The organism is Gilliamella bombi, assembly GCF_900103255.1.
Classification (GTDB): domain Bacteria; phylum Pseudomonadota; class Gammaproteobacteria; order Enterobacterales; family Orbaceae; genus Gilliamella; species Gilliamella bombi.
The window spans coordinates 18,719-31,882 of record NZ_FMWS01000014.1; the positions used below are offsets into that span (position 1 = coordinate 18,719).

At 34.2% G+C, this 13,164-nt stretch carries 9 protein-coding genes and 1 tRNA gene; 7 read left to right on the forward strand and 3 right to left on the reverse strand.

The window, feature by feature from the left end; genetic code table 11:
• The first annotated feature begins 2 nt into the window (after nt 1–2).
• Together panC and B9N71_RS02690 are read left to right on the forward strand one after the other, a co-directional pair.
• Nucleotides 3–851, forward strand: a complete 849-nt coding sequence (gene panC / locus B9N71_RS02685) for a pantoate--beta-alanine ligase (RefSeq protein WP_085164018.1) — start codon at nt 3–5, stop codon at nt 849–851.
• Between the two features lie 194 nt (nt 852–1,045).
• The gene (locus tag B9N71_RS02690) at nt 1,046–3,904 is read left to right on the forward strand and encodes a valine--tRNA ligase (protein WP_085164019.1); all 2,859 of its coding nucleotides are present in this window, start codon (nt 1,046–1,048) and stop codon (nt 3,902–3,904) included.
• A gap of 49 nt (nt 3,905–3,953) precedes the next feature.
• Here the strand turns inward: B9N71_RS02690 and B9N71_RS02695 are convergent, their stop codons facing one another.
• Entirely contained in the window at nt 3,954–4,625 is a 672-nt protein-coding gene (locus B9N71_RS02695) for an OmpW family outer membrane protein (protein WP_085164020.1), read from the reverse strand.
• 217 nt (nt 4,626–4,842) lie between these two features.
• Here B9N71_RS02695 and B9N71_RS02700 point away from each other — a divergent pair.
• Nucleotides 4,843–4,918 (forward strand) — tRNA-Lys (locus B9N71_RS02700).
• A gap of 164 nt (nt 4,919–5,082) precedes the next feature.
• Here B9N71_RS02700 and B9N71_RS13465 read toward each other — a convergent pair.
• Both B9N71_RS13465 and B9N71_RS13220 read right to left on the reverse strand, forming a co-directional pair.
• Nucleotides 5,083–5,238, reverse strand: coding sequence for an integrase core domain-containing protein (locus B9N71_RS13465; RefSeq protein WP_141672694.1), 156 nt, complete (start codon nt 5,236–5,238; stop codon nt 5,083–5,085).
• A complete protein-coding gene (locus B9N71_RS13220) occupies nt 5,228–5,746 on the reverse strand; it encodes a DDE-type integrase/transposase/recombinase (RefSeq protein ID WP_208610413.1) in 519 nt (172 codons plus the stop codon). The genes B9N71_RS13465 and B9N71_RS13220 overlap by 11 nt, the downstream gene beginning before the upstream one ends.
• A 715-nt stretch (nt 5,747–6,461) precedes the next feature.
• Between B9N71_RS13220 and B9N71_RS02710 the strand changes: the two genes are divergently transcribed.
• From B9N71_RS02710 to rbbA, 4 genes are all read left to right on the forward strand, one after another.
• Nucleotides 6,462–7,790 carry a hypothetical protein gene (locus B9N71_RS02710; RefSeq protein WP_085164021.1) on the forward strand — a complete coding sequence of 443 codons (1,329 nt, stop codon included), beginning with the start codon at nt 6,462–6,464 and terminating at the stop codon, nt 7,788–7,790.
• Nucleotides 7,791–8,485: 695 nt separating this feature from the next.
• Nucleotides 8,486–9,007, forward strand: a complete 522-nt coding sequence (locus B9N71_RS02715) for a DUF2867 domain-containing protein (protein ID WP_085164022.1) — start codon at nt 8,486–8,488, stop codon at nt 9,005–9,007.
• A 268-nt stretch (nt 9,008–9,275) separates the two neighbouring features.
• A complete protein-coding gene (locus B9N71_RS02720; RefSeq protein WP_085164023.1) occupies nt 9,276–10,349 on the forward strand; it encodes an HlyD family secretion protein in 1,074 nt (357 codons plus the stop codon).
• Between the two features lie 13 nt (nt 10,350–10,362).
• Nucleotides 10,363–13,161 carry a ribosome-associated ATPase/putative transporter RbbA gene (gene rbbA / locus B9N71_RS02725; RefSeq protein WP_085164024.1) on the forward strand — a complete coding sequence of 933 codons (2,799 nt, stop codon included), beginning with the start codon at nt 10,363–10,365 and terminating at the stop codon, nt 13,159–13,161.
• Nucleotides 13,162–13,164: the final 3 nt, after the last annotated feature.

The window sequence follows — 13,164 nt, forward strand, 5'->3', positions numbered from 1 at the left end:
AAATGAATATTGTAAGTACAATTAAAGAAGTCCAAGCACAAGTAAAAGCTTGGCGTCAAGCTGGGTATAGTATAGGACTTGTTCCAACAATGGGATATTTGCATGAGGGTCACCAAAGTCTAATGGCTGCGGCTAAAAAGGAAAACCAAAAAGTAATTGTGAGCATTTTTGTTAACCCTATCCAGTTTGGTCCTTCTGAGGATTTAGCCAGCTATCCTAGTGATTTAAATAGAGATAAAGTTGCTTGTGAGCAGATGGGGGTAGATTTGATTTTTTGCCCAACGGTTAATGAAATGTATGTTCCTAATTTTAGCAGCTATGTTGACGTTAATGGTTTAACCAACGCATTATGTGGACAAAAGCGTCCAGGGCATTTTAAAGGTGTTTGCACTGTTGTCACAAAATTATTCAATATTACGCAACCTGATCGTGCTTATTTTGGGCAGAAAGATGCACAGCAGCTAGCTGTAATTAAACGTATGGTAAATGATCTGAATTTTAATATTGAGATTGTTGGTTGTCCGATTGTGCGTGAAGCTGATGGGCTAGCTAAAAGCTCGCGTAATAGTTATTTGTCCGAAAACGAACGATCCGCATCTGTTTGCCTTTATCAAGCTATAGAAAGTGCCAAAGCAATGATAAAGCAGGGAGAAAAGTCAGTAACTGTTATTACAAAAGTTATGCATGAGCTTATAAACAATCAACCCTTAGCTAAAATTGATTATATTGAATTTGTTGATCTAGCATCTTTACAATCGGTTGATATGCTTGAGCAAGATAGCTTATGTGCATTAGCCGTTTATATTGGTAAAACACGGTTAATTGATAATTTTATATATCAACATCCCTAGTTATAACAATATTTTCGTGATAGATATATAAAACCGCTTGATATAAAGCGGTTTTTTTTGTCATTTGTCGTGTAATAAAAATTTTTTAAGAAGATTAAATCAACGAGTTTATTATTCTGCCAATTTATTGTTTAGCTATTTTACTGTAGAATGGTCAAAATTTTATGCCTTAAATCAGGATTTATGCATTAATTATGAAAAATACGACTTATAATCCACAAGAAATTGAACAACCTATCTACAAACATTGGGAAGAAAGTGGGTATTTCAAACCCAATGGCGATAAGTCCCAACCAAGTTACTGTATTGCTATCCCACCACCAAATGTAACTGGGAGTTTACATATGGGGCATGCATTTCAACAAACTATTATGGATGCCTTAATTCGTTATCATCGTATGCAAGGCAATAATACTTTGTGGCAATCAGGAACCGATCATGCAGGTATAGCAACGCAAATGGTTGTAGAGCGGAAAATTGCTGCAGAAGAAAACAAAACTCGTCATGATTATGGTCGTGATGTATTTATCGAAAAAATCTGGCAATGGAAAGCTGAGTCAGGTGGCAGCATTACAAAGCAAATGCGCCGTTTAGGGGATTCAGTTGATTGGGAGCGTGAGCGTTTTACAATGGACCAAGGCTTATCCAATGCCGTTAAGGAAGTTTTTGTTAGATTATATCAAGAAGATCTGATTTATCGCGGCAAACGTTTAGTTAATTGGGATCCAAAACTGCGTACAGCTATTTCTGATCTTGAAGTCGAAAATCGTGAAGTAAAAGGTTCAATGTGGCACTTACGTTATCCTCTTGCTGATGGTATGAAAACATCAGAAGGAAAAGATTATTTAGTTGTCGCCACAACTCGTCCTGAAACACTATTCGGTGACACAGGTGTTGCTGTTAACCCTGAAGATCCACGCTATAAAGATCTGATTGGTAAATTTGTAGTATTACCGTTCGTAAATCGTCGCATTCCTATTATTGGTGATGAACATGCCGATATGACTAAAGGTACTGGTTGTGTAAAAATCACACCTGCTCATGACTTTAATGACTACGAAGTTGGGCGTCGTCATCAGTTACCAATGATAAATATCCTAACTTTTGATGGTGATATTCGTACACAAGCTGAAGTATTTGATACTAATGGGGAACCTAGCACGTTATATTCAACTGATATACCATTAGAATTTCAGAATTTAGAGCGTTTTGCTGCCCGTAAAACTGTTCTTGCACAATGTGAAAAACTAGGTATTTTGGAAAAAATAGAACCTCATGATTTAACCATTCCTTATGGTGATCGTGGCGGTGTTGTTATTGAACCTATGTTGACGGACCAATGGTATGTGCGAGCCAAAGTGCTTGCAAAACCAGCCATTGATGCCGTCAAAAATGGTGATATTCAGTTCGTACCAAAACAATACGAAAACATGTATTTTTCTTGGATGAATGATATTCAAGATTGGTGTATTTCCCGTCAATTATGGTGGGGACACCGTATTCCAGCTTGGTATGATAAACAAGGTAATGTATATGTGGGGCGTGATGAAGCTGAAGTACGACGTGAAAATAATTTGCCAAATGATATTGAGTTAGAGCAAGATGAAGATGTGCTTGATACTTGGTTCTCGTCAGCGCTTTGGACATTTTCAACGTTAGGTTGGCCAGAAAATACTGACGACTTAACCACGTTCCATCCAACGAATGTGCTAGTGACCGGTTTTGATATTATATTCTTCTGGGTAGCTAGAATGATCATGATGACCATGCATTTTATAAAAGATGAACATGGAAAACCGCAAGTCCCATTTAAAACGGTGTATGTCACAGGTCTAATTCGTGATGAAGAAGGACAAAAAATGTCAAAATCTAAAGGAAACGTTATCGATCCTTTAGATATGATTGATGGTATTTCATTAGCTGATTTGTTAAAAAAACGAACAGGCAATATGATGCAACCACAACTTGCTGAGAAAATTGCTAAGCGAACAGAAAAGCAATTTCCAAATGGCATTGAAGCGCATGGTACTGATGCGCTACGATTTACACTCGCAGCACTAGCATCAACAGGGCGTGATATTAATTGGGATTTAAAACGTTTAGAAGGTTATCGTAATTTCTGTAATAAACTATGGAATGCAAGCCGTTATGTGTTAATGAATACTGAGCAGCATGATTGTGGTTTTAAAGGAGGAGATTTAGATTATTCGCTAGCTGATAAATGGATTTTGGCTGAATTTAATCAAACAGTTAAAACTTATCGTGAGGCATTTGATACTTATCGTTTTGATTTGGCTGCTAATATTTTATATGAGTTCACTTGGAACCAGTTCTGTGATTGGTATTTAGAACTAACGAAATCCATTTTAGCTAATGGCGAAGCATCGCAGCAACGTGCTGCCCGTCATACGTTAGTGACTGTATTAGAAGCTCTATTACGTCTGGCTCATCCAATTATTCCATTTATAACGGAAGAAATTTGGCAAAATGTAAAACTACTAATGGGTATTAAAGCTGATACCATTATGTTACAACCAATGCCTATTTTTGATAACCAGTCTTCAAATGATGAGGCAGTTGCAGATATTAATTGGATAAAAGATGCGGTAATTGCTGTACGTAATATTCGTGCAGAAATGAACATTGCACCAAGTAAGCCTCTGCAGTTATTAATTCGTAAAGCGTCACCAACAGTGCATCGAATTACTAGTAATAATATTAGTTTTATTGAATCATTAGCAAGATTATCTGAAATAGTCTTATTAGATGAAAATGAAACTGGACCTTTATCAGTAACTAAATTAGTTGACGGTGCAGAATTATTAATACCTATGGCAGGATTAATTAATAAAGAAAATGAACTTGCTCGTTTAGAAAAAGAAATTGCACGCATTGAAGGTGAAATTATGCGGATTGCAAACAAGTTATCTAACGCAAGCTTTGTTGATAAAGCACCTGCGGCAGTGGTCACTAAAGAGAAAGAAAAACAACAAGGTTATATTAATGATAAAGCCAAACTGCAAGAACAGTATTTGTTGATAAAAAATCTTTAATATTAATAATAAAAAGCCTCTCAAATGAGAGGCTTTTATACTTATTAAATCAAAATTTGTACCCAACTCCAATCATAGCAACCCAAGGATCAAGCTTATAATTGGCTGTTACTTTTGTATTGCCTAAATGTGTAGTTGCTTTCGTTTCAATATCAATATAACGTATTTGAGCATTAACGAGCCAATTTTCATTGAAAGTATAATCAGCACCAACCTGTGCTGCCCAGCCCCAGGAACTATCAAGATCTAAACCATGGAACCCAGCCTTTTTAGCTTCACCATTGAGTTTTTCATCAAAAAAGAAGGTGTAGTTTATGCCCATTCCAAGATAAGGTTGAAACTCATATTGCGAATCAAGCGGATACCAAACAGCACTTAATGTTGGCGGTAGGTGTTTAATTTTTCCTAAATGAGCACCAGAAAGGCCTGTTGAATTACCACCACCTAACTTAAGCTGATGGCTAAAAGGCGTTGCAGCTAGCAATTCGACACCAATATTATCAGTAACCATATATTGAAAGTTTAATCCAAGTTGGGTATCGTTATCTGCCTTTGCTTTTAGATCGCTTTTTACTCCACCTACTTTAACATGATCACTTTTATCTTGAGGATGAACATAAACCGGTCCTCCACGAATTATAATTTCATTTGCTGTATGAGCATAAGCCAAAGAGCTTACTAATCCCATTGAGATAAGCATTGTAATTGATGATACTTTCATTTTTGCCTCCAAAGTTAAATTGCGAATTAATGTAAATTATGACAACAAGTTTTAGTTAGATAAATAATATTGATTTTATAACTAATTTTATTTTACAATATTATAATACTGAATTTGATATTTCTGAGATTTATATCAAAATTCCTGACAAATAAAATTAAATTGATAACTTGCATTATTAATATAATTTATATAAAATAAACGGAAATGTTTAAGTGGGTTGTTAGCTCAGTCGGTAGAGCAGTTGACTCTTAATCAATTGGTCGCGGGTTCGATCCCCTCACAACCCACCATTCTTCTTATTTAAACTCTTATCTAATTCCAAAAAATATTATAAGATAAATAGCTAAGCTAAAAGTTATTTGCATCAAGTTGCACTGAATTGTGTATATGTTTTGTATACAAACTTTCTTGACTAAGTTGGCTAGTAATAAACTGTAGGAAAACGCCGAGTTGTTTACACTTCATGGTTAAAATAATCCTTTAAAAACTCATAAGGCGTTTTCCCTGAAATCGCTTTATGTGGTTTAACGGTATTATAAAAATTAATAAAGCGTTTTAGTTTTTGTTTTCTATCTATTGAATCGCTAAATATATGCTGATTATGCCACATCGCAATTCAAAGTTCGTATCACTCTTTCGGCTTTCCCATTCGTTTGTGGGCAGGCGGGTTTGGTGAATTTTTGATTAATACGGTGGTTGTTACACGTTTTAACAAATAAGTGTTCGCTGGAGCCTTGATATTCACGTCCATTATCGGAATAAACACATTCAATAGTATAAGGACATTGGGTTAACACATCGTTTTGTAAAAATTGTGCCGCGCTAAATTGGGATTTATCAGGGTAAATACCCGCATAAAGCTCACGTGAAAAATCATCAATACCGACAAATAAATATTCTCTAGTTTGCTGTTTCGTTTCATTTTTAAGTAAAGGTAAACGTTTGGTATCAACGTGTAGCATTTCTCCCGGATAGGTTTTGTTATAGCGTTTAGCTTGCTGTCTTAATTTATCTTCAATCCATTTTTCGACTTTAACCAGACGTTTAATTCCATAACGAATGGTTTTATAACGTTCATTCTTACATTTCTTACTGGTTAAAAACACAAACAGCTTCAATCGTTCTTTTTAGTACGTTATAAATGACTTAACGAATGGCAATAAAACGTTTAGCTAAATCAATGACCGTTATTTTTTCTTTTGCTATATCTCTTGTCTATGATAAGGCGTTAATTTTGTTTTTTTATGTATATTTATTACAGTATTTTTTTAATCACTGTAAACAATGTGAGTAAATTTTATATATTTCTAATTAATCACTTTTCTTAATAATTAAATTAATGTTATATTTACAATATATTTACAAGAAATCTAATCATTTCATTTACTTTAAAAAGTTATGTTGTTTAGTTTATAGTTATTTTAATTTTTTTGTGAATAGGTAATATTAGTATTTTATGTTTTTAAAAGCGCAATATTTACTCGTATTTTCACAAAACGTAATTAGTTAATAAAAGAACTTTAATAAATTTTATTATATAAAATCATAGGGTTAAGTGATGAAAAAATTGCAATATGGACGAAGAAATGATATAATTAATAGTAAGGTACACAGGTACACAGGTCACCCTCTGAACAACTTAAAAAGTTATTTTTATACATACTGTTAATTTTCACGTATTCAAGTCTTTATAGTTCCAAGTTGTACTTAATTAAAACTTCATTTTTGCTACTTTGGATAAAACCGAAGTTTCTGACTAAAATAGCAAAGTTTTGTAAACTAATTCCACGGTTAACGCAACCAAATATAAAAAATTATGCTTTTGGAATGATTTTGGTATTGTTAGGTTTAACGATATCAAGTAATGCAATTGCACTATCAGCAATAACAGTAAAGACAATTCAAGGTAGTGCGCCTTATTTATCGTTTGATAGAAAGGGGACTAAAGCAAATTCAACAGAACATTTATTGAGTATTACATTGTCTGATGGTAGGCAATATAGTATCCGTAATAATCCGTCATCGGAAAATAACCCAATTGAGTTGCCTGCTGTAGATCAAAAACTGAAAGATATTAAGAAATTCATTCCCGAAGGGAAATCAGTAGTTACTTTAACAGATGTAGTATCAACTAACAAATTTTGGAAAGATGATGATGGCGATAGTTCGATCTCTGTAACAGGTAATCTTACAATGACCGTGCAAAATGTTGATGGAAAAATAGTTAATGAGAATACAGAATTAAATGCTTGTTATTCGCCTTATAAAATCACTTTAACGAGTGATAGTGGTATTTTATCTACCCAATACGGAAAGCCAAGATCAACTGAGTTTAAAGGTGGAAGCGTTAGTTATTATCTAACACCTAAAGTTGCAGTTCCTTATGCATGCTTTGCTCAACCAACGTTAAGGTATAATGGAAATGTACTTGTTAGTTATCGTGGTCCAGTTGAACAGTGGGATGATGATAAAGGCTTTAAACCACAAGATATAAATTCCCCCGCATCAAATTTCCCAACTATAGGGGCTAAGGGGATGTACTTTGATTTAACGGTGGCAGGAGCATCGGCAAAAGAGTTAACTTACAGCAAATGGCCAACAGATTCAAATATAGATTTAAGTATAAAACAAGGAAGCCGTTACAATATTGCTAGAATAGAATTAACCGGACCTAGTGATTCAAATAAAGGTCAAACCTCATCAGTTGTTCCAACTTACTTTAATATTTATTCAGATAAAGCAAAGACAAATGTTATATACCGTTTTATGATAAGTAAATGGTTTGTTGCAAAGCCGACTTATAGCGGAGGTTTAGAGGCAGCCAAAGCGTACTGTAGTAGTTTAGGAAATGGTTATAGGCTTCCCCATATTGTTGAAATGACAAATGCAAATAATGATATTGTTGCTTGGGCAGGAGGATTATCTGGTCAACCTAATAATTTCCAACGTCGGATCGGGGGAGGATTCTTTGCAGAGTGGGGGTATACGGATAATGAATACTACGTGAATAGTGATTTTATACGGGATGATATCAATTTTGATTACTGGACTGCTGACCCTTTTTATGGTGGAGTACAAAATTATACTGTTTTTTCAAAGCAAGGTAATATTGGGCACTATTATTTTGTGCATAATGAAACTAGAGTTGTGTGCGTACGTTAATTATCAAGAAATGGAATTAAAAATTTTAGTTCCATCACAATTAGGTTTATGAGATAAAAACAAAAAACATCTAGTGTACTAGTTTAAGAATAAAAATGGTTATTGTAAGATAAAGTTATGGATTAAAAGACATTTAAGTTTGTAAGGTGATGATAAATTATTTGGTTACGTGTTGGTAAAATTATAGGATTGTGATTAGTTGTATCGAAGTTAAAGTCAATCGAATAATAAGACACGAATGAATTGTTACTGAAAGTATATATTCAAACAAAATTTCTACGCATCATGATGGAGATTAGACCTAGCTTTCTTATAACCATAATTTTTTAAGTAAATAAGATAGCAATTGTAGCTATTTTATAAAATAGTACAGCAAAAAAGTAGAAAATTTTCCATGATAAAAGTAAAAAGAGAAAATGACAGGCACTAAATCATATTGATCTTAAAAGAAGTTGAAGACGGTATTCTGGTTAAAGAGTTTTGCTGGAAATAAAGTATGGGAAATTCTATTTTTTATAAATAGTGAGAGAAATCTAACGATATAGAAAGCTTATATATCAAATGTTTAAAAGAATTAGAAGCGGGAAATCACAAGATTAAGTAGAAGTTTGCCGATTTGCAAGGATCAAATAACATGATGTGTTCTTATATTTTTTGATAATTGACTTATATAATTTAAGGAGGGAGAATATGATATGAAAAACAGACAAAATCATATTATGAAAGTACGGCAAACATTACCTGATAATGTAAGCTTTATTGCAGAAGAAATCGATTATTTAGATTGTCAAAAAAAAGATATTTCTAAAAAATTGACAGCCTATGAAGCTTATAAAATGATGACATCCTATCAACCTAGATGGCTAAAAATACTATTTAAAATAAGGGATTGTTTAGTGAAATTAATCGGTGTTAAAGCGATTAATGGATTTGATAGTTCTGCGGAAAATAAGCATCAACCAGACGAAAGCAATATGGCCGATTTTTTTACCATAACAGAGGAAACCAACGATAAACTGACATTAGTTGTAAAAGATTGCCATTTAGATGTATGTGTTTGTATTCGTGTTGTAGATAAAGGTAATGACATAAGTAAAAATACAGTATATTTAATTGCATCAGTTAAAAATCACAATATCTGGGGGAAATTATATATGTTACCCGTTGCTATTTTACATCCTTATATTGTTAATAAATTATTTGAAAATATAAAATAATAAGTCTTTTATTATAAATAACTTATCAAGTTGCAATGAGCATATCAGCTTTATTGCATAATATAATGATGTTATTAATTTCAAATCTATAAATAAAATATAAAACCATCCTGCTTATTTTTTTAGCTTTTATTGCGATTGTTTTATGAACAGATATTATTTGCCATAAACATTTGATACTATTTAAACGATGCAATTGATTAGGCCATAACGATTTGTTATCTCGTTAAAAATTATTATGAATCGTTTTAAAAAAATAAGGTGTTATATGAAAAATATAAGCAGGAAATGGATTGTTATTGCAGTTGTTATTATTTCTATTATTTTTATTTTATGGCAGCAATTAAAAACTGATGGGTATGGTTCAGATTTTATTAGTGGCAACGGACGTATTGAAGCGACTGAAATCAATATTTCAGCTAAATTAGCTGGTAGAATAGAAAAAATTAATGTTGATGAGGGCGATTTTGTTAAAGCCGGTCAAGCTTTAGTCGTCATGCAAACTGATACCTTACAAGCACAACTTAATGAAGCCCAAGCACAATACCGCCAAGCGGTTAGTAATGAAGCAAGTGCTAAAGCGCAAGTGGCATTAAAAATGAGTGATAAAGTTGCAGCGCAAGCAGGCGTAAGCCAAAAGGAAAGTGACTTAGATATCGCCTCAAAACATTTACAACGAACTACCGCACTATATCAAAAAGGTGCAATATCTATTCAACAATTTGATGACGATACTGCTAAAGTAAACAATGCTAAAGCAGCACTAGATTCAGCCAAATCACAAGTTACTGCCGCTGACGCAGCGATTGCAGTAGCCGAAGCGGGGGTTGATAGCGCCACATCGGCAATCAATGTTGCAAGTGCTAATATTAAAAGAATTCAAGCTGATATTGATGATAGTACTTTAAATGCCCCTGTTGACGGTCGTATTCAATACCGAATAGCACAATTAGGTGAAGTTTTACCTTCAGGCGGAAAAGTATTAAATTTAGTTAATTTGTATGATGTTTATCTTACATTCTTTTTACCTGAAACGGTCGCAGGTAAAGTGGGTATTGGTGATGAAGTGAGATTGATTTTAGATGCACTACCAGATAAAGCAATTTCTGCCAAAATATCGTTTGTATCAAGCGTTGCGCAGTTTACGCCTAAAACTGTTGAAACTAAAGATGAGCGTCAAAAATTGATGTTTAGAGTAAAAGCGCAATTAAGCCCTGAATTATTAAAATGTTTTATAAATCAAGTTAAAACAGGTTTACCAGGTGTAGCTTGGGTAAAACTTGATCCAAAAGCTTCGTGGCCGTCAGGCTTAGCTGATATTGCAAAATGTCCAACAAAATAATTGGGGATAGCATATGTCAGAATCCGACAATAAAGATTTAGCTTTATCAACCGAAGCTAAATCGTTTGATGATGCAGTGGTAAAAATTAGTGATGTATCACTGCATTATAAAAAGAACCTTGCTCTTGATAGTATCACTTTAGCTATACCGCCAAGATGTATGGTTGGATTGATAGGACCAGACGGTGTTGGAAAATCAAGTTTATTATCATTAATTGCTGGTTCGCATGTTATTCAAGATGGGTTAGTATATGTACTTGACGGTGATATGAAAGATAAAACACACCGTAAAAATGTTTGCACACGTATTGCTTATATGCCGCAAGGGTTAGGCAAAAACCTTTATCCTACTTTATCCGTTGAAGAAAATTTACAATTTTTTGCTCGTCTGTTTGGTAATGATGCGGCCGAACGTCGACGCCGTATTGATGAATTAACGCGTAGTACTGGGTTATATCCATTTTTATCAAGACCAGCAGGGCGGCTGTCCGGTGGTATGAAGCAAAAAGTTAGCTTATGTTCGGCTTTAATCCACGATCCTGATTTGTTAATTCTTGATGAACCTACAACTGGGGTGGATCCACTTTCCAGAGCCCAATTTTGGCAGTTAATTAACAAAATTCGTGAACAAAGACCCCAAATGAGTGTGATTGTTGCAACAGCCTACATGGACGAAGCTCAAAATTTTGATTGGTTGGTGGCGATGTATGGCGGTAAGATTCTTGAAACTGGCACACCAAAATCCTTACTAGTTAAGACAGGAAAAGATAATTTAGATGATGCATTCATTCAGCTAATGCCAGAAAGTTCTAGACAAGGTTATCAAACTGTCGAAATTCCACCTTTAGATCTTAATAAAGATTTGCAAACAGCCATAGAAGCAAAAGATTTAACTAAACAATTTGGTAATTTTATCGCAGTTGATCATGTTAATTTTTCAATTAAACAAGGTGAAATATTTGGCTTTTTAGGTTCAAATGGCTGTGGTAAATCAACCACCATGAAAATGTTAACGGGTTTATTGCCGATTTCATCAGGAGAAGCATGGTTATTTGGTAAACCTGTTGATGCTAGTGATATTAACGTTAGGCGTCATTTGGGGTATATGTCTCAGGCATTTTCTTTATATAGTGAATTAACGGTCAAACAAAATTTAGTTCTACATGCACGCCTGTTTGGTATTGAAGAAAGTAAAATACCTGCCCGCATTGAAAAATTACTAAAACGTTTTGGTTTAGAACAAGATGCAGAAAATCTACCCGATAGCTTACCTTTAGGGGTAAAGCAACGGCTTTCATTGTCAGTTGCTGTTGTGCATAATCCACAGATTCTTATCCTTGATGAACCAACATCCGGCGTTGACCCGATTGCTCGAGATGATTTTTGGCGTTTAATTATCGAACTGTCTAGAAAAGATAAAGTAACAGTGTTTATCACAACTCATTTTATGAATGAGGCTGCAAGGTGTGATAGAATTTCATTAATGCATGCAGGTAAAGTATTAGCAAGCGATACGCCAGATAACATTATCAGCTCCAAAAATGCTAAAACACTAGAAGAGGCCTTTATTAACTATCTTGTTGATGCAGGAGCTGATGATAGTAATGCAGAAGAACACTCTGTTGAACCACCAAAAGAAATACTCAATCAAGCAACAAAAACATTACCACATCATCATGTTCAAGGGTTTAGTCTTAACCGTATGATAGGTTGCTTATGGCGTGAAACACTTGAGTTATCTAGAGATCCTTTACGAGCATTATTAGCGTTATTAGGTTCAGCAATTTTAATGTTAGTTATGGGATATGGTATTACGATGGATGTTGAAGATCTGAATTTTGCTGTGCTTGATCGAGATCAAAGTGTAATTAGTCAAAATTATATTCTTAATTTATCAGGTTCTAAACGTTATTTTATTGAAAGAGCGCCAATTACAGATTATAACGATATGGACGCGCGGTTAAGAAGTAATGAAATCGCTTTAGCGATTGAAATCCCTCCCAATTTTGGGCGAGATATACAACGAGGTGATCCTGTTGATATTGCTATTTGGATTGATGGGGCAATGCCGCTACGAGCTGAAACAATTAAAGGTTACGTTCAAGGAATGCATCTTGCTTGGCTAAGTGAAAAAGTAAAAGAAGTAACAGGAAAATCCTCAACTAGTTTGGCAAATATAGAAACAAGATACCGTTATAATCCTGATATTAAAAGCTTACCTTCTATGGTGCCGGCTGTAATACCAATTTTATTATTGATGATTCCATCTATGCTGGCAGCTTTATCGGTTGTGCGTGAAAAAGAGATGGGTTCAATTATCAATTTATATGTAACTCCAGTAACTAAAGCTGAATTTTTGCTAGGTAAGCAAGTGCCTTATATCATTATTTCCATGTTTAGCTTTTTATTATTGTTATTTATGGCAATCACCATTTTTGCTGTTCCCGTAAAAGGAAGTCTATTTACTTTATGCCTTGCTGCCTTTGCTTATTGCATTATTTCAACGGGTTTTGGTTTGTTAGCTTCAACTGTTACTCGTAGTCAAATTGCTGTTATCTTTTTAACTTGTGTAGGTACAATGCTACCAGCAATTCAATTCTCGGGATTACTCAATCCTGTCGCATCTTTAGAAGGTGGTGGTCGTTATATTGGTGAGGTTTATCCAACAACACATATGCTAATTATTGCTCGCGGTGTGTTTAATAAAGCACTTGGTTTTATGGATTTGCATAATTCAATATTTGCTTTATTGGTCACAATCCCCATTGTTCTTGGGGCAAGTATTTTTCTTCTTAAAAAACAAGAAGGATAGATA